The sequence below is a fragment of the Nocardia sp. NPDC050412 genome (assembly GCF_044458825.1).
Taxonomy (GTDB): domain Bacteria; phylum Actinomycetota; class Actinomycetes; order Mycobacteriales; family Mycobacteriaceae; genus Nocardia.
Genome location: NZ_JBITIJ010000007.1, coordinates 407,218 through 424,078, shown reverse-complemented (window position 1 = coordinate 424,078; position 16,861 = coordinate 407,218). Strand labels below are relative to the sequence as shown.

16 protein-coding genes are annotated in these 16,861 nt (G+C 67.1%); 8 read left to right on the top strand and 8 right to left on the bottom strand.

Annotated features, from left to right (window positions below; translation table 11 throughout):
- Window positions 1-42: 42 nt before the first annotated feature.
- The 3 genes from ACIBI6_RS22135 to ACIBI6_RS22125 all read right to left on the bottom strand — a co-directional run bounded on the left by ACIBI6_RS22135 (window position 43) and on the right by ACIBI6_RS22125 (window position 4,015).
- Complete coding sequence (locus tag ACIBI6_RS22135; protein ID WP_396957537.1) at window positions 43-1,086, bottom strand: hypothetical protein; 1,044 nt, start codon at window positions 1,084-1,086, stop codon at window positions 43-45.
- Between the two features lie 73 nt (window positions 1,087-1,159).
- The gene (locus ACIBI6_RS22130) at window positions 1,160-2,140 is read right to left on the bottom strand and encodes a hypothetical protein (RefSeq protein WP_396957536.1); all 981 of its coding nucleotides are present in this window, start codon (window positions 2,138-2,140) and stop codon (window positions 1,160-1,162) included.
- A gap of 471 nt (window positions 2,141-2,611) precedes the next feature.
- Complete coding sequence (locus ACIBI6_RS22125; RefSeq protein WP_364355327.1) at window positions 2,612-4,015, bottom strand: NAD(P)H-quinone dehydrogenase; 1,404 nt, start codon at window positions 4,013-4,015, stop codon at window positions 2,612-2,614.
- Between the two features lie 125 nt (window positions 4,016-4,140).
- On the opposite strand from ACIBI6_RS22125, the gene ACIBI6_RS22120 reads away from it, so the two are divergent.
- On the top strand, window positions 4,141-4,620 hold the full coding sequence (locus ACIBI6_RS22120) for a gamma-glutamylcyclotransferase (protein WP_364355330.1): 480 nt from the start codon (window positions 4,141-4,143) through the stop codon (window positions 4,618-4,620).
- 55 nt (window positions 4,621-4,675) lie between these two features.
- On the opposite strand, the gene ACIBI6_RS22115 is transcribed toward ACIBI6_RS22120, so the two are convergent.
- From ACIBI6_RS22115 to ACIBI6_RS22105, 3 genes are all read right to left on the bottom strand, one after another.
- Window positions 4,676-5,806 carry a M20 family metallopeptidase gene (locus tag ACIBI6_RS22115; RefSeq protein ID WP_364355362.1) on the bottom strand — a complete coding sequence of 377 codons (1,131 nt, stop codon included), beginning with the start codon at window positions 5,804-5,806 and terminating at the stop codon, window positions 4,676-4,678.
- Between the two features lie 128 nt (window positions 5,807-5,934).
- Complete coding sequence (locus ACIBI6_RS22110) at window positions 5,935-7,167, bottom strand: M20 family metallopeptidase (RefSeq protein WP_396957535.1); 1,233 nt, start codon at window positions 7,165-7,167, stop codon at window positions 5,935-5,937.
- 93 nt (window positions 7,168-7,260) lie between these two features.
- Window positions 7,261-7,965: an enoyl-CoA hydratase-related protein gene (locus tag ACIBI6_RS22105; RefSeq protein ID WP_396957534.1), complete on the bottom strand. Its 705-nt coding sequence runs from the start codon at window positions 7,963-7,965 to the stop codon at window positions 7,261-7,263.
- A 558-nt stretch (window positions 7,966-8,523) separates the two neighbouring features.
- Between ACIBI6_RS22105 and ACIBI6_RS22100 the strand changes: the two genes are divergently transcribed.
- Entirely contained in the window at window positions 8,524-9,303 is a 780-nt protein-coding gene (locus tag ACIBI6_RS22100; RefSeq protein WP_364346527.1) for a purine-nucleoside phosphorylase, read from the top strand.
- Window positions 9,304-10,821, top strand: coding sequence for a phospho-sugar mutase (locus tag ACIBI6_RS22095; protein ID WP_396957533.1), 1,518 nt, complete (start codon window positions 9,304-9,306; stop codon window positions 10,819-10,821).
- Window positions 10,822-11,089: 268 nt separating this feature from the next.
- Here ACIBI6_RS22095 and upp read toward each other — a convergent pair whose 3' ends face one another.
- Window positions 11,090-11,713 carry a uracil phosphoribosyltransferase gene (upp, locus tag ACIBI6_RS22090; protein WP_364346523.1) on the bottom strand — a complete coding sequence of 208 codons (624 nt, stop codon included), beginning with the start codon at window positions 11,711-11,713 and terminating at the stop codon, window positions 11,090-11,092.
- A 154-nt stretch (window positions 11,714-11,867) separates the two neighbouring features.
- On the opposite strand from upp, the gene ACIBI6_RS22085 reads away from it, so the two are divergent.
- From ACIBI6_RS22085 to ACIBI6_RS22065, 5 genes are all read left to right on the top strand, one after another.
- The gene (locus ACIBI6_RS22085) at window positions 11,868-12,176 is read left to right on the top strand and encodes a hypothetical protein (RefSeq protein ID WP_364346521.1); all 309 of its coding nucleotides are present in this window, start codon (window positions 11,868-11,870) and stop codon (window positions 12,174-12,176) included.
- Between the two features lie 4 nt (window positions 12,177-12,180).
- Window positions 12,181-13,305: a C40 family peptidase gene (locus tag ACIBI6_RS22080; protein WP_396957532.1), complete on the top strand. Its 1,125-nt coding sequence runs from the start codon at window positions 12,181-12,183 to the stop codon at window positions 13,303-13,305.
- 20 nt (window positions 13,306-13,325) lie between these two features.
- Complete coding sequence (locus tag ACIBI6_RS22075) at window positions 13,326-13,676, top strand: hypothetical protein (RefSeq protein WP_364346517.1); 351 nt, start codon at window positions 13,326-13,328, stop codon at window positions 13,674-13,676.
- Window positions 13,677-13,824: 148 nt separating this feature from the next.
- Window positions 13,825-14,172 (top strand): YbaB/EbfC family nucleoid-associated protein, encoded by a 348-nt coding sequence (locus ACIBI6_RS22070; protein WP_396957531.1) that lies wholly within the window; start codon window positions 13,825-13,827, stop codon window positions 14,170-14,172.
- 26 nt (window positions 14,173-14,198) lie between these two features.
- Entirely contained in the window at window positions 14,199-15,470 is a 1,272-nt protein-coding gene (locus tag ACIBI6_RS22065; protein WP_364346511.1) for a primosomal protein, read from the top strand.
- Here ACIBI6_RS22065 and ACIBI6_RS22060 read toward each other — a convergent pair whose 3' ends face one another.
- Entirely contained in the window at window positions 15,471-16,568 is a 1,098-nt protein-coding gene (locus tag ACIBI6_RS22060) for an adenosine deaminase (protein WP_396957530.1), read from the bottom strand. It lies immediately after the preceding gene.
- Between the last annotated feature and the right edge of the window lie 293 nt (window positions 16,569-16,861).

Below are 16,861 nucleotides of genomic sequence, written 5' to 3'. Positions count from 1 at the left end.
CTATCATGGGATGAATTTCAGCTCTAGGAAGCCATCGAGAGCTCAGACGCGCTCCCGGATGGCGAAGATCACGCTCTTGCCGTCCCGGACCACCGTGATGATGGTCTGCCGGTAGACATTGGTCGTGCCATCGGGCCGATGTTCGGTCAGATCCACCTCGAAGGTGTCGGCAGCGACCTCGGCAATCCGCAGGCAATGCGTGGTGCCGACCGGGATCTGTTCATTGATCGCCTGCTGGATGACCTCGGCCATCGACACATTCTCGGCATCCGGCGCGACGAATCTGCGCGCCCGCTCACCATTGCGGTCGACGTAGAACTCGTACTGGAAGCCGAGGATCGCACCCGGGCCGCTCGAGGTGTCGCCCTGCCCGTTGCCGCGGGTCACCTTGCCGTCTTTGCTCGCAGGGCAGCTCAGCGCGGCGGAGGTACTCGGCGGTGCGGGCGGCGCCGCCTTCGGACTGCCGTTGTCGTCGCGACTGACCGCGACGAAGGTCACCACCAGCGCCAGAACCACCACGAGCGCGGCGAGCACACCTAGCGCGATCCACCGGCCGCGCGAACTGTGCCGGGTCGGGGTGGCGGTGATGGTGTCGGAGATCAGCTTCGGCGCAAGACGCTTCGCGATCGGATCGTCGGCCCAGGACAGACCCGGCGGCTCGGACGGCGGCTTCGGCACGCCGCCGGATTCGGTCGGACTGTTCCACCAGGTGTCGCGCTGGCTCGCGGCAGGTGTCGTATGCCGCACGGTGGCCTCGTTGGGGTCCGGTTCGACCGGCGGTTCCGGTCGCCGCGGCGGCGGTGGCGGCGCATCGCCGAACACCGTCGTATCCGGCGCGCGGTACTGCGGGGGTGGTGGCGGCACCGTCGGCGGTTCGTCGGCGGGCCGCCAGATCAGCTCGGGATGATCGGTGGCAGGCTCGGGCACCGACCACTGCGGTCGCGCCTGACCGCCCGTCGGCGGACCGAATTCGCCTACCGGCGGGCCGAATTCGGAGACCGGCGGGCCGAAATCGTCCAACGGGGGTCCGAATTCCGACCCGGACTGGTCGGATTCGTTGTCCCTGCCATCACCCTCGGAGCCCACACCAAATCCTTTCCCCAGGACACACGTGTGGGGCGGTCGAGAACGACCGCCCCACCCGTCGAATCAGCTCGTGTCAGTACTGGAGTGACCCACCCCACTGGGTGGTGACCCCGGCGACGTTGACCGTTTGCGGAGCCAGTTCGCCTGGCGGCACCGGAAGTTTAACTTGTGCGGCGGCCTCGAGGGCAGCCGCGCCGCCCGGCTGTTCCCGAATCCAGTGCTCGACAGCGGCCTTGGCCAGGTTGGCCTGGGTGGTGTCGAGGATGACCTCGGTCTTGTTGTCGGCCAGACCCTCACCACCGGTGTAGGAGGTGACCTTGACGCTGTTGGCGCCGACGTATTCGACCGACACACCGGCCTCGCCCTGACCGGTCGGGGTGCGGTACCCGATGGTGCCGACGTAGCCCGCAGCATTGTTGAAGTGGTGGGTGTTGGCCACGTAGCCGGGCGCCAGCGAGCCACCGTCGATATTGGCGCCGATCTCCTGGTGCGGGCCGTCCATCTCGACGACCGGTGCGGCGGGCGCCTGCTGGAAGCGCGGGGCCTCCCAGCGCGGCTGCTGCACCAGCGTGTCGGGCTGCGGCTGCTGCGGGGTCCGCGCGTTCGGACCGCTCGGGGTGTTCGCACCCGGTGCGGTGGTTCCGGGCTGCGCGGGCTTCGGAGCCTCCGCACCAGGCGCCGTCTCCGGCACCACGGCGGGGACATCGGGTCCGGTCTGGCCCGGAACCGGCAGCGGCGCGACGCGCGGGGTGGTGACACCCGGCTGAGTCGGCGTCGACAGCTTCGGATCCCTTGGCTGATTCGGCATGACCTGGTTCGGATCCGGCGTGGTGACACCCGGCTGGCTCGGCGTCGGCTTGGCCTCCGGCTTACCCGGATCCGGCTTGGTGGTCTCCGGCTGGCCCTGATCCGTCGGCGCGGTGCTGCCCGGATCGGCAGGCGCGGGCGCCGGAGTGGTCGGTGTGCTCGGCTGATCCGGAACTGCCCCCGCCGGCGCCGCGAAGAGCGTGGCCACGGCCGCCGCGGTGGCCAGCGGCAACGATGTGCTCGCCATCGCTCGCTGCGTCCGACTCGGCTTACGATGTTTCACTTTTCGCAATCCCTTTCCCGGGTGCGACCGGCTCGGTCACACACAGTTTTCCCTGGTGAGACGCTTGGCCCCTGAGACAGGAGCGGCGAACGACCATGCGGCCGTTCGCCGTTCCCGCTGGAAAGGATCGATCCCCCCACACAGAACCCTCGCGATCGCCCGCCGATCGCATCTCTGCGGGAAGTGAACCACATGCGCGCCGGACTGGCAACGCGGTGAAAGTCCAGACAAGACAGTAAGACTCGGGGCACTCGAGATCGACCGCATAATCCGGCCGCAACGGAGCGAGTCTTACGAGCGACGTTCGCGGCCCGTCTCGCGTCCGAGTCGTCGAAGTGCATGCACCGCAGGCGCGAGTCTCGACGGCTCGGACGCGAGACACCGGGGGGCCGCGAACACGCAGCGCCGAAGGCGCTGCAAATCAAACACCGCCTGTTAATCCAGGTCGTCGTGACGCATCAGCAGCCGGGCCGCCTCGGTGACCGAGCCGGTCAGCGACGGATACACCGAGAACGTCTGGGCGAGATCGTTGACGGTCAGATTGTTCTGGACCGCGAGCGCGATCGGCAGGATGAGTTCCGAGGCGATCGGGGCGACGACCACACCGCCGATGACCACACCGGTCGCGGGCCGACAGAAGATCTTGACGAAACCCCTGCGCAGACCCGACATCTTGGCGCGCGGGTTGGTGTTCAGCGGCAGCATCACCGTGCGCGCGGGCACCTCGCCGTTATCGATGGCGGTCTGGCTCACGCCGACGGTCGCGATCTCCGGGCGGGTGAATACGGCCGAGGCGACCGTCTTCAGCCGGATCGGGCTGACGCCCTCACCAAGCGCGTGATACATCGCGATGCGGCCCTGCATGGCGGCCACCGAGGCCAGCGGCAGCAGGCCGGTGCAGTCGCCCGCGGCGTAGATGCCCGGCACCGAGGTGCGCGACACCCGGTCCACACGCAGGTAGCCGCCGCGGTCGAGTTCGATGCCGACCCGCTCCAAGCCCAGGTCGTTGGTATTCGGGATCGAGCCGACGGTCATCAGCGCATGCGTACCCGTGACGGTTCGGCCGTCGGAGAGCTTCACCACGATGCCTGCGGCGGTGCGCTCTACCGCATCGGCGCGGGCGTGCTTGACCAGTTCGACACCGCGTTCGGCGAGTGCGTCCTCGAGCACGAGCGCGGCATCGGCGTCCTCACCGGGCAACACCCGGTCACGGCTGGAGACCAACTTCACCCGCACACCCATTTCGGTGTACGCGGAAACGAATTCGGCGCCGGTCACACCGGAGCCGACCACGACCAGGGTCTCTGGAAGTTCCTCCAGGTCGTAGAGCTGACGCCAGTTCAGGATGCGCTCACCATCGGGCTCGGCGCCGGGCAACACGCGCGGGCTCGCGCCAGTGGCGATCAACACTACTTCGGCCTCGATGGCCTCCTCGGTGCCATCGGGCAGGAGCGCGCGCACACGGTGCGCGGCCAGACCGGCGGCCGGATCGCTGAGCTGTCCGTGTCCGGTCAACACGGTCACACCCGCGGCCTGCACCTTGGAGCGGATATCGGAGGACTGGGCCAACGCCAGCGCCTTCACGCGCGCGTTCACCTCGCCCAGTTCGATCTGGGCCTGGCTCGGATCGAGGGTAATGCCCAGGTCACGGGCGCGACGCAGATCGGTGCGCACGCCGGTCGAGGCGATGAAGGTCTTCGACGGTACGCAGTCCCACAGGACGCACGCCCCGCCGATGCCGTCGCTATCGATCAGGGTGACCGTGGCCCCGTGTTGGGCCGCCACCAGTGCCGCTTCGTAACCGGCCGGTCCGCCACCGATGATCGCTATGCGGGTCATGGATACCTCCGCTCGAGCTATTCGACCGGGATCTCCGGTGCCGGTAAACAACGTTAGCTGGCGAACACACGGTCATCTCGCCGGGATAGAGACGATGCGCGCAAGTTATTGGATACCCTTGCGTCGTGCCGATCTACGCCGCCTACGGGTCCAACATGGACTCGTCCCAGATGCTCGAGCGCTGTCCGCACTCCCCCATGTACGGGACAGGCTGGTTGGAGGGCTGGCGCCTCACCTTCAGCGGTGACGACATCGGCTGGGAGGGCCCGCTGGCCACCGTCGTCGAAGAGCCGGGCGAGCGGGTATTCGTCGTGCTCTACGACGTATCGCCCGAGGACGAGCAGCGCCTGGACCGCTGGGAGGGTTCCGATTTCGGCATCCACCGCAAGATCCGGCTGCGCGTGGTGCCGAGCGCGGGCAGCGGTTCCGAACCCATCCTGGCCTGGCTATATGTACTCGATGCCTACGAGGGCGGGCTACCATCGGCGCGTTATATCGGCGTGATGGCCGATGCGGCCGAAAAGGCTGGCGCGCCAGCGGAATACGTGCACGCGCTGCGCACCCGAAACAGCAAGAACGTCGGACCTGGATTCTTCGGTAGCTGAACAGACGCGGAAGCGGCCGACCCCCATCGAGGGTCGGCCGCTTCCTTTGTCTTCGTCAGCTCGCGTTGAACACGATATTGCTGAGTACCCGGACACCGACGGCAAGCGCGCGCTCGTCGAGGTCGAAGGTCGGCTGGTGCAGATCCAACTGTTCGCCGTGCCCGGACCAAACGCCGAGGCGAGCCATCGCGCCCGGCACCTCCTCCTGGTACCAGGAGAAATCCTCACCGCCACCGGACTGCAAGGTGTCGGCGAGTGCGTCCGGGCCGAGCATGCGGATCGCGTCTTCGAACATCCTGGTCGAGTGCTCGTCATTGACCACCGGCGGCACACCACGGCGGTAGTTCAACTGGTAGCGCACCCCGGTCGGGGCGAGCAGGCCGTCCACGATCTCGCGCACCATCGGCTCCAGCAGCGACCAGGTCGCGTGATCGCCGGTGCGCACGGTGCCGGTGAGCATGCCGGTCTGCGGTATCGCATTGGGCGCCTTGCCCGCGCTAACCGCCCCCCAGACCATCACTGTGCTGGTGCGCGGGTCGATGCGGCGGCTGAGCAGCCCGGGCAGGCCGGTGATCACGGTGCCGATGGCGTAGACCAGATCGCTGGTCAGATGCGGACGCGAGGTGTGCCCGCCCGGCGAATCGAGAACCAATTCGATGGTGTCGGCCGCCGAGGTGATCGCACCGACCCGGATGCCTACCCGGCCGACCTCGAGGCGCGGATCGCAGTGCAGTGCGAAGATCCGGTCGACGCCCTCCATCGCCCCAGCGGCGACCATATCGATGGCACCGCCGGGCATCACCTCTTCGGCGGGCTGGAAGACGAATCGCACGCCGACCGGGAGTTCCTGATCGGCCAGTGCGAGCGCGGTGCCCAGCAGAATCGTGGTATGCGCGTCGTGCCCGCAGGCATGCGAGACGCCCGGGACGGTGGAGGCGAAGCTGAGTCCGGTGAATTCCTGCAGCGGGAGTGCGTCCATATCGGCGCGCAGTCCGATGCGCGGTGCATCCACCGGACCGATGTCACAGAGCACTCCGGTGCCGTTGGGCATCTTCTGCGGCGTCAATCCCGCCTTGGTCAGCCAGGCCGAGACGAACTCGGTGGTGGCGAATTCGGTGCGGGAGAGCTCCGGGTTCGCGTGGATATGCCGGCGCCACTGGATGAGGTCGACCGTGTGCTCGGCCAGCCAGGAATCGACCGCATCCGGTCCGACTTCCGCGGTATCCGATTGTGCTGCGCTCCCGTGGCCCCCCGTGGGCACGCGCGTCGCCGACACCGAGCGTGTCGCGTGCGCCGCGGAACGGCCAGTAATGCTCACCGAATGTCCTCCTGTCGTTGAACGAGCCGTTGCAACAACCTGTCCCTATGTATTTGATCGCGAGCTACGGCGATAGCGGTACGCGTGAGCGCGATCGCACCGTCGGTTACCGCACGATCGGCCGAGGCGTTGACACTCGCCGCGGCGAAGCCGGGCTGATGCGTCACCGCCCCACCGGCATCTATGCCGATGACCGGATGTATGCCCGGTATGACGTTGGTGACGTTGCCCATATCCGTACTCCCGAGCGGTCGCTGCGCCTCGAGTTCTGGTGCGATCGGCACCCGGCCCAAGTCGACGATCTGCTCACGATAGGCAAACAGTAATCCCGAATCGGGCGTCAGCTCGGTATATGTCGGCGCAACCGTCCGGATTTCGTGAGTGCAGCCGGTTGCCAGCGCACCCGCCTCGAAACAAGCCGACGCTCGTCGCATCAGATCGTCGAGGGATGCGGAGTCGACTGCGCGTAGGTAATACAGCAGTTCCGCACGTCCGGGAACGATGTTGGGGGCTACGCCACCGTCGCTGACTATACCGTGCAGTTGCTGTCCGGGTCGGAGATGTTGACGCAGCAATCCCAGAGCAACCTGCGTGACGGTCACTGCGTCACCCGCGTTGCGGCCCAATTCCGGGGCCGCACTGGCATGCGCCTCGTGGCCGTGGAAGACCACCGACAGATCCGCGAGCGCCAGCGAGCGCGCGTCGACGATATCGATCGGACCGGGGTGCACCATCATCGCCATCGCGACATCGTCGAAGACGCCGCGCTCGAGCATCAGCACCTTGCCGCCGCCGCTCTCCTCCGCGGGTGTGCCGAAGACGACGACGGTAATACCGAGGACGTCGGCCACCTCGGCGAGGCCGAGTCCGGCGCCGACCGCGGATGCCGCGATGATGTTGTGTCCGCAGGCGTGCCCGATCTCGGGCAGTGCGTCGTATTCAGCGCAGATACCCACCGTGAGCTCGCCGGATCCGTAGGTCGCGCGGAATGCGGTAGGCAGGTCGGCGACGGGGGTCTCGATCGCGAAACCGCGCTCGGCCAGCGGCGCGATGGTCTTGCCGACGCTGCGGGTTTCCTCGAACGCCAGTTCCGGTTCGGCGTGGATCGAATGCGAGAGCGCGATCAGTTCGGGCGCGGCGGCCAGGATCGCGGCGTCCGCCGCCGCACCCGGGTGCGCGACGTGGTGGTCCGTGCGTGATTCGGGGTGCCCGCTGCGCGGTGGTGGCATGGCACACAGTCTGGCACTGCGCACACGATCGGGCGCACCCTGCGCCCAGGGGCGATGTCGCCGCGCGGCGCAAGGGTTGTGATCAAGTTGCGGTTATCCCCGGGCGAACGCCAGATTCTCCGGAGTGGTCGGGATCGCGAGCCCGGCCAGCGCCTTGGCGTGCAGCGACCGCTTGATCACCGGCAGATTGGGCTTGCGATTTGCCGCGAGGGCGCCTGCGCGCTCGATCGCGGACTTCAGCAAAACATCAGCATCCGCCTTCGCGTCGACAATTCCCGCAGCGATGGCCTCGTCGGCGGCGAAGCGGTGACCGGCGGTCATGGCCTGTACGCACACCTGGTTGGTGAGACGCTCGGTGAGCAGCGCGTTCATGCCGACGGTGAACGGCATGCCGAGGTGCACCTCGGGCAGACACCAGAAGCCGCGGTCGGCGCGCATCACCCGGAAATCGTGCGAAGTTGCCAGCATCGCGCCCGCACCGAAGGCATGACCGTTGACCGCGGCCACCGTCGGCAGCGGGAAGGTCAGCAGGCGGGTGTAGATGCTGTGCACCCGGTCGAGGTAGCCGTGCATCTGATCCAGGTTGCCGAACAGCCAATCGGTATCGAGCCCGTTGCTGTAGAACTTCCCGCTCGCCGTGGTGACCAGCGCCGCCGGCCCCTCGGACGCCTCGACCTGGTCCAACAGCCCGTGGAACGCATCGATCCAATCCGGATGGAAACGGTTCTCGCTGTCGGTCTGCCCCTCGTTCCCGAGGTAGACGACGAACACATCCCCTTCACGTTCCAGATACGGCATGCGTGCAGCGTAACGGGTGCGCAGCGCGACACCTACTCGCGGGTAGCTAACACTCGGCGGGTTGCACGACAGCAAGCCGTGCTGCCGTCTCAGCTCCAACGGCGCAAGTCTGACGAGCGCCTTCGCGGCCCGTCTCACACCCCAATGGCCGAAACACATATGACACAGGCGCGGAACTCAAACCCCCGGCACGAGGGCATCAGCCGCTGAACAAACCGCCCTCAGCGACCACAACGAAGCGAGCCCTTACGAACGACCCGTTCGCGGCCCGTCTCACACCCCAATGGCCGAAGCACATATGACACAGGCGCGGAACTCAAACGCCCAGCACGCGTGCATCAGGTGCTGAACGCCCCCGCCATCACCAACCACCACGGAGCGAGTCTTACGAGCGACCGTTCGCGGCCCGTCTCGCGTCCGAGCCGTCGAAGCGCATGCGACGAAGTCGCGAGTCTCGACGGCTCGGACGCGAGACACCAGGGGGCCGCGAACCCGCCGCGCCGCAGGCGCGGCAATTAGACCCAGCCGCAGGCGCGGCAAATCAGATACGGTGACGGCATGCTTGCCGAACAGGCCGCGAGGGCGATCGCCGAACGTACGGGAGTGGAGCGGCACCGGGTTGCGGTGGTGCTGGGATCGGGCTGGCAGGAGGCGGCCGCGGAGATCGGGACGCCGTCGGCGTCGGTGCCGATGCCGGAACTGCCCGGGTTCGGGACGCCAAGCGCGCAAGGGCATGTCGGGATTGTGCATTCGGTCGCCGTCGATAACACGCCCGTGCTGCTGCTGATGGGGCGTCAGCATCTGTACGAGGGCTATCAGCCGGGCGATGTCGTGCATCCGGTGAGCGCGGCGATTGCGGCGGGCGTGGAGACCGTGGTGCTCACCAATGCGGCGGGCGGGATCCGGGACGGACTGCGCGTCGGCGAGCCGGTGCTGATCAGCGACCATCTCAATCTCACCGGCCGCACGCCGCTGGCGGGTGCGACCTTCGTCGATCTCGTGGATGCGTGGGATCCTGAATTGCGTGCGCTGGCGAGGGAAATCGACCCGAGTCTGACCGAGGGCGTGTACGCGGGCCTGACCGGACCGCAGTACGAGACGCCGGCCGAGATCCGGATGCTGCGCACTATCGGCGCGGATCTGGTGGGCATGTCGACGGTGCTCGAGGTGATCGCGGCCCGTTCGCTCGGGGCCCGAGTGCTCGGTATTTCGCTGGTCACCAACCTCGCCGCGGGCGTCACGGGTGCGCATCTCTCGCACGCCGAGGTACTCGCCGAAGGACGTGCGGCCGCACCGCGTCTCGGCAAACTGCTGCGCGGCGTACTGGAACGGCTCTAGATGCTGCGCTTCGGTACCGCCGGGCTCCGTGGGCCGCTGCGAGACGGGCCCGACGGCATGAACCTGGACACGGTGAGCCGGGCGACCGCCGGACTCGTGGACTGGTTGCGCGGTCGCTGTCTCGGCGGCGGCGCGGTGGTCGTGGGGCGCGATGCCAGGCACGGCTCCGGCGAATTCGCCATCGTGACCGCGGAAATCCTTGCTGCCGCGGGCTTTCCGGTGACGCTGCTGCCGCGGCCGCTGCCTACCCCGGTCGTCGCCTACGCGGTGCGTGAGCTGGGCGCCGTTACGGGAGTGCAGATCACCGCATCGCACAATCCGGCGACCGACAACGGCTACAAGGTGTATCTGGACGGCGGTTCGCAACTGATCGCACCGGCCGACACCGAGATCGAGCGCTGCATCGAGGCCGTCACCGACCCGATCGCCCGCACGCCCGTCACACCGGCCGCAGATGATGTGGTGCGCCGCTATATCGATCGGGTGGCCCGGCTGCCCGAGTTGATCGGCGGTCCCGGTGAGCGCTCCGATGTCCGGATCGCGTTGACGCCGCTGCACGGGGTCGGCGGCGATACGGCGGTGGCTGCCCTCACCGCGGCGGGGTTCAAGCATGTGCACGTGGTCGGTGCGCAATTCGCGCCCGATGCCGACTTTCCCACCGTCGCCTTCCCGAATCCGGAAGAGCCCGGCGCCACCGACCTTTTGCTCGCCACCGCCACCCGGATCGGCGCGGATCTCGCCATCGCGCTCGACCCGGACGCCGATCGCTGCGCCATCGCCATACCCGAGAATCACGACCCGGACGGCGACGGTGGCTGGCGCATGTTGCGCGGCGACGAAACCGGTGTGCTGCTCGGCGATTACGTGCTGCGGACCGCGCCGCCGGATGCACTGGTGGCGACCACCATCGTGTCGTCGCGACTGCTCTCGAAACTCGCGGCCGCCCGTGGCGCGCGGTACGCGGAAACGTTGACCGGTTTCAAATGGCTGGCCCGCGCGGGCGATGGTCTGGTCTACGCCTACGAAGAGGCCATCGGCCACTGCGTGGACCCCGTCGCGGTCCGCGACAAGGACGGCATCTCCGCGGCGGTGCTGGCCGCCGATCTCGTCGCCCGTCTGAAGGCCGCGGGCCGCACCCTCGCCGACGAACTCGACGACTACGCGGTCGAATTCGGCCTGCACGCCACCGACCAGGTGTCGCTGCGCCTACCCGACCCGGCAGCGGCCGCGGACCTCGTGAACCGGCTGCGCATCGCCCCGCCCGACGAAATCGCGGGCGAGCCGGTCGAATACACCGATCTGCTCCAGGTGCGCGGCCGAATGCGCACCGACGCACTGATTTTCGAGGGCGCCAGCTCTAGGATCGTGGTCCGGCCGTCCGGCACGGAACCGAAACTCAAGTGCTATTTGGAAGTGGTCGAGCCGGTCGCCAGCCGGGACGTACTCGCGCCCGCGCGAACCTCGGCTGAGCGACGGCTTGCCGAGTTGCGGGAATACTGCGGGCGACTCGCGCAATAGCCGACGGGGCGGCTTGGCCTGCTGCCGGACTCTGTTGGCCACGCGGTCCTGTCGTCCGGCACCGACTTCTCGAGGTTTGCCGCCCCCGGATGGCTCGCCGTTGCCGTGCTGGTCCCATCGCGTGCCACACCCGGCTCACCTTCCAGCTAACTCGTTGTCGAGGGTAGTCAATTGGTGGTTGTGGGTGGGTTTTTGAGCAACCATTCGACTACCCTCGATGGGGTGAGCCGCCATTTGGCTCGGCTCGATGGCGGCGGTGTCGGTGGGGTTAGCGGGGGCCGAATTGGCGGTCACCGGCGTCGCCTAGGCCGGGGACGATGTAGGCGTCGGAGTTGAGGCCCGAGTCGACGACTGCGGTGATCAGGCGCACGGGGAGTCCCGAATCACCAAGGGCGGCAATGCCTTCGGGTGCCGCTACCACACAGACCGCGGTGATGTCGGTGGCGCCGCGAGCGGCGAGCAGTTGCAGGGTGTGGCGCATCGAACCGCCCGTGGCCAGCATCGGGTCGAGCACGAAGACCGGCATTTCGGACAAGTCGGCGGGCAGCGATTCCATGTACGGCACTGGCTGATGGGTGGTTTCGTCGCGGGCGATACCGACGAAGCCGACCCTGGCGTCCGGAATGAGTTCGGCGGCCGCTTCGACCATGCCGAGCCCGGCGCGCAGCACCGGAACCAACAGCGGCGGCTGCGCCAATCGCGTTCCCTCGGTGTCGGATACCGGTGTGGTGAGCGGGAAGTGGACCACCGGCGCGTCGCGCAGCGCCTCGTAGATCAGGATTCCGGTGAGATCGCGCAATGCCGCGCGGAAGGCCGGATTGGCCGTTCCCACATCGCGCATCGTGGTCAGCAGGGCGGCGGCGAGCGGATGGTCCACGGTGTGCGTGCGCATGAGGGAACGATAAGGTCGAAAACGAGTTCGGCGGCGAACCTCCACCCGAATTTTTTTCGAACGGCTGGAACCGATCGGCAAGGCAGCGCGTCGAACTAGGTGGATGACGTACTCTGCCTGGGAACGAACAGATGGGGGAAGCACTATGCGAAAGATGTCGGCCGACACCGAGGGCATCACCGCCTACGGCGCGACCGCCGCGGCCATGTCCGGCGATCTCGCCACCGCGGGAGTGAGCGCCGCGGCCGCCGATCCCACTCTCCTCGGCCCGATCATGGGCTTGATCGGCGGCGATTTCATGGCCGCCTACGCCGCGGCACATGCCGGGCACGTTGCTTCGATCGGTCAGTTGTCGGCAGTGCTCGCGAGTATGGGCGGTACGGCAACATCTTCGGCCGTCGTCCTCGAGGAAACCGACCTGAACAATGCCGCCGGGCTGAATGCCACCGGCCTGGACGGATGACGCCGTGATCGATGTCAGCGCCCTGGTTCAGCCACTGCTCGATCTACTCTCCAGCTTCGGCACCGGCGTCCTGCCCACCGGCGGACCCGCCGACGCACTGACCTCCACCTCGACCGCCGTCGACCAGGTGCACGCGGTCGGCCGCAACAGCATCAACCAGGTGAATAACGCATGGGACGGTGCGGCGGCTGATGCCGTCACCGCGAAGGCGCTGCGGGTGCAGACCTCGGCCGCCACCATTTCCGACCGCGGCAACGATATGGCCACTGTCGTGAATCAGGCTGCCGCCCAGGTCGAAACGGGCCAGAAGGAACTGAACGGGATCGTCCAGTCCTTCGTGAGCCAGGCCACCAGTCTCGGTCCTGCGCTGGCCACACCGGAGGGGCTGACGGTGCTCGTCGGCTCCGCGATCGACCACATCGGTCAGGGGCTGAATGTGGTCGGCCGGGTACGCAACGAACTCGATACCCAGACCGCGTCGATGAACGAGCTGACTCCCGCGCCGTCGACGCCGTCGCTGTCCAATGTCGCCAGCACGGTCGGCACCGCCACCCAGGGCGCCTCGCAATTGTCATCGACCGTGAGCAGTGTCGCGAGCGGCGCGGGCGGCATGCTCAGCAGCCTGATGAGCACCGCGAGCAAAGCCAGCACCACGACCGCGAGCACGGCGTCGAGTTCCAAACCGAGTACGAGCACCGCGACCGGGACCGGGCAGTCGTCGGCCTCCGGCAAAGGCGTAAAGATCACCCTGCCCGACGGCAGTGTCGTGGAAGCCCCGAACGAGAAGGCGGCCACCGCGGTCAAGGCGGCCATCGGCGCGGTCGGCACGCCCTATGTGTGGGGTGGCAATACACCCGGCTCCGGACTGGACTGCAGCGGTCTCACCAAGTACGCCTACGGCGAGGCCGGTGTCGATCTGCCCCGACTGGCCCAGGAACAGGGCAATGGCCATATGCAGGTGTCGCCGGGCGATCTGATGCCGGGCGATCTGGCAGTGTGGGATGGCCACGTCGCGATGGTGATCGGCAACGGGCAGTTCGTCGAGGCCGGTAATCCGGTCCAGATCAGCTCGGTTCGAACCGACAACATGGGCATGAACTTTCATGGCTTCTACCGGCCGACCTCATAAATGAGCGGAGCGAACGAATAATGTCCCAGCCCCAGACCCCACCGATACCCAACGTCACGGTGGCGGCGAGCACCAACCGATCGGGCACCATCTCGGTCCGTGCCACCGATCAGGGCATGCCGATCGAGATCAAGTTCGAGCGCAGCGAATACCGTTACGGCGCACAGACTCTGGCCGACGAGATCCTGCGACTGACCAAACGTTCCACCGTTGCCGCCCGAGCCCGCCGCCGCGAACTGCTCGCCGAGGCGGGTATGCCCGCCGACATCCTGGACAAGCTCGGCCTGCCGACACGCCAGGCCGCGGTGGACGAACTGGACCGGATCGATGACGCGGACACGGGACCGACGAGCTGGATGAGGCAGGTTTGAGCGAGCGAATCATGGACACAGCTGCCACAGCAGTCATGCCGGAGGCGAGCGCCAGCGAGGCGCAGGCCATGAGTGAGCGAAGCGAGCGAATCATGGACACAGCTGCCACAGCAGTCATGCCGGAGGCGAGCGCCAGCGAGGCGCAGGCATGAGTGCTGAGATGGACGCGTTGGTTGCCAACGCGACGGCGAAACTGGAAGCCCTCGAGGCCGCACTGTACGGCCTCGAGCAGGTGCATGGCCGGTTCCGGACCGAGGACGGGACGGTCAGCGTCGAGGTGAACAGCGATGGCGCGCTGGTCGCCCTGAGCCTCTCGGAGTCAGTCACTTCGCTGCCGCCCGCCGAGGTCGGTCAGCTGATCGTATGGGCCTGTCGGCAGGCCGCTGAGGACGCCGGCACGCAGCGATCGAAGGTCGTTGCGACACTGAACGAGTCGTTCGTGGTCGCGCCGGAGGGTGATTCGGGAAGAGTTGGGGGCGGGCCGGATAGTCACTGACTCGGAAGGTCGATAGGCTTCCGCACATGGCTTCTGGAGACATCGTCCCGATCGAGCTCGGCCTGACCGACGGCGATCTCGTCACCCTGTGGGCACCGCGCTGGCGCGACGGTGATGACGAGTGGGAGGCGTTCCTCGGACATGAGGACTCCCTCTATGGTTTCGAGACCGTCGCGGAGCTGGCCGCGTTCATCCGGACCAACTCCGATAACGATCTCGTGGACCATCCGGCGTGGAAGGTCGTGGCCGGGCTGTCGGCGGCCGAACTGGAGCCGGAGGAGAACTTCACCTTCGATCTGGTCGGGGTGCCGGAGCTGGTCGCGGGCGATCCCGACGTGGACACCATCGCCGAGCTCGACGACACGCTCAGCATGGTGCGCAATATCGGTGAGGTGTGCGAGCTGGAGACGGTGACCAAGTTCTTCGGCTCCCATCCGGTGGTCGGCGCGCTGGCCAGCGGCGTGAGCGCCTTCGTCGGGCGCGACGGCGAGGAGCTGTGGGATCAGATCGGCGCTGCCATCGCCAAGGGCTGGGACGACGTCCTCGACGCCATCGACTCTGTGGTGCAGACCCCCGAGGTCGATGCCGAGGCGGTCGCGGTCGCGGAGGCCGAGTTGCTCGCCGCGGAGGAGAACGTCGTCGACGCCGATGACGCGGCCGACAGCGAGGAGGACGAGGAGTTCGAATCCGTCGACCTCGATGCGGAGGACGAGGAGGAGGACGAAGAGGGGGAGGACGAGGAAGACGAGTCGTTCTGGCATGAGGTCGGCATCGACCCGGTCAAGATCGTCACCTCCGACGGCACCTACTTCACGCTGCGCTGCTACCTCGACGACGAGCCGATCTTCCTCGGCAAGGACGGCTCCATCACCGTTTTCGGCTCCGAGCGCGCGCTGGCCCGCTACCTGGCCGATGACCATGAGCACGAGCTGGCGCGGGTGAGCACCTACACCGATGTGCAGACCGCCGCCGTCGACGGTTCGCTCGAGGTCGAGGTGACCGACGAGAACGTCTACGTGCTGCCCGGCCTCGCCGACGACCTGGCCGAGGGCCCGGAGGCGGTCGATATCGAACAGCTCGATCTTGCGGTCGAATTGTTCACCGACGCAGCCGATTACGCCGACGACGACACGGTGGAGCAGGCGCTGGCGCAGTCCACCCCGCTCGGTTGGTATGTCTCCTACCTACTGAACCCGGACCCGACCCGCCTGGCCCCCAACCCGCCGTTCGCCGCGGAGGCCCAGAGCTGGCGGGACCTGGAGCGCAACTTCGAGTCCCGGCTCACGCAGGAGAAGTAACTAGCCGAGCAGTACGGCATAACCGGGTTTGATGATGTCGTCGATGATGCGCAGGCGTTCGGGGAACGGGATGAACGCGGACTTCATCGCGTTGATGGTGAAGCGTTCGAGGTCGCTCCAGCCATAGCCGAAGGTGTCGACCAGCTTGAGCATCTCCTGGCTCATGCTGGTGTCGCTCATCAGGCGGTTGTCGGTATTGACGGTGACGCGGAAGCGCAGCCGCGCCAGCAGATCGAACGGATGCTTGTCGAGTGAGGGAACCGCGCCGGTCTGCACATTCGAGGATGGACAGAGCTCGAGCGGAATTCGCGCATCCCGCACATAGTTCGCGACCAGGCCGAGCTGCGCGTCTTCGATCGCGCCGGAAACGGTGATGTCATCGGTGATCCGCACACCGTGGCCGAGCCGGTCACATCCACAGAATGCCAGCGCCTCGTGGATGGACGGCAGCCCGAACGCTTCACCCGCGTGAATGGTGAAGTGCGCGCTATTGGCACGCATGTATTCGAAGGCGTCCAGGTGGCGGCTGGGCGGGAAGCCCGCTTCCGCGCCCGCGATATCGAAACCGCCGACGCCACGATCGCGCCACCGCACCGCGAGTTCGGCGATCTCGCGGGAACGTGCCGCATGCCGCATGGCGGTGAGCAGGCAGATCACCACGATCGGGTGACCGTCTCGGGCCGCGGCTGCCGCGCCCTCGCGGAATCCGGCGAGAGTGTGCTGGACCACCTCGTCCAGGGTGAGGCCGTCCTCGAGATGCTGTTCGGGAGCGAAGCGCACTTCGGCATAGACCACACCGTCGGCGGCGAGGTCTTCCGCACATTCCCGAGCCACGCGGCGCAGGCCCTCGGGGGTCTGCATTACCGCGACGGTATGCGCGAAGGTCTCCAGATAAAGTTCGAGCGAGCCGCTGTCGGCCGCATCGCGGAACCACGCCGCCAGCTCGGTCTCCTTGTCGGCGGGTAGGTCGTCATAACCGCAATCGGCGGCGAGCTCCAAAACCGTCGCGGGCCGCAGACCACCGTCGAGATGATCATGCAACAACGCCTTGGGAGCTTGGCGGATCGAGGCAAGGGTCAAAGGCATCGGTCCTGTCATGACCACACGTTAGCCGCACCAACCCATTCATGCGGCTGTGATTGCGCTCTCCGCCATCCCCACTCGAGACATAATCGGCAACTTCCCTGCTCGAGTAGCCGATTGCCACACCTCGAGTACCGGAAAGCCCCTTTGACCAGCCAAGAATTAACGTAGCGGTCGGTTTCCTGCCTGCTTGCCGCAAACCTTTGCCCACCACCTCGGTGCGTTCGAACCCCCCGGGCAAGTCCGTCCGCAGCAGCCGAGTCCGAGTCCGCCGAGCAAAAGTTCGTGTGTGCCGGACGGGTTCACGC

What these genes read in the sequence shown, in the direction of transcription:
- ACIBI6_RS22130 (WP_396957536.1), bottom strand. Translation starts at nt 2,140, where the DNA reads ATGGCGAGCACATCGTTGCCGCTGGCCACCGCGGCGGCCGTGGCCACG.
- ACIBI6_RS22125 (WP_364355327.1), bottom strand. Translation starts at nt 4,015, where the DNA reads ATGACCCGCATAGCGATCATCGGTGGCGGACCGGCCGGTTACGAAGCG.
- ACIBI6_RS22110 (WP_396957535.1), bottom strand. Translation starts at nt 7,167, where the DNA reads ATGCCACCACCGCGCAGCGGGCACCCCGAATCACGCACGGACCACCAC.
- ACIBI6_RS22105 (WP_396957534.1), bottom strand. Translation starts at nt 7,965, where the DNA reads ATGCCGTATCTGGAACGTGAAGGGGATGTGTTCGTCGTCTACCTCGGG.
- ACIBI6_RS22100 (WP_364346527.1), top strand. Translation starts at nt 8,524, where the DNA reads ATGCTTGCCGAACAGGCCGCGAGGGCGATCGCCGAACGTACGGGAGTG.
- ACIBI6_RS22095 (WP_396957533.1), top strand. Translation starts at nt 9,304, where the DNA reads ATGCTGCGCTTCGGTACCGCCGGGCTCCGTGGGCCGCTGCGAGACGGG.
- upp (WP_364346523.1), bottom strand. Translation starts at nt 11,713, where the DNA reads ATGCGCACGCACACCGTGGACCATCCGCTCGCCGCCGCCCTGCTGACC.
- ACIBI6_RS22085 (WP_364346521.1), top strand. Translation starts at nt 11,868, where the DNA reads ATGTCGGCCGACACCGAGGGCATCACCGCCTACGGCGCGACCGCCGCG.
- ACIBI6_RS22075 (WP_364346517.1), top strand. Translation starts at nt 13,326, where the DNA reads ATGTCCCAGCCCCAGACCCCACCGATACCCAACGTCACGGTGGCGGCG.
- ACIBI6_RS22070 (WP_396957531.1), top strand. Translation starts at nt 13,825, where the DNA reads ATGAGTGCTGAGATGGACGCGTTGGTTGCCAACGCGACGGCGAAACTG.
- ACIBI6_RS22065 (WP_364346511.1), top strand. Translation starts at nt 14,199, where the DNA reads ATGGCTTCTGGAGACATCGTCCCGATCGAGCTCGGCCTGACCGACGGC.
- ACIBI6_RS22060 (WP_396957530.1), bottom strand. Translation starts at nt 16,568, where the DNA reads ATGACAGGACCGATGCCTTTGACCCTTGCCTCGATCCGCCAAGCTCCC.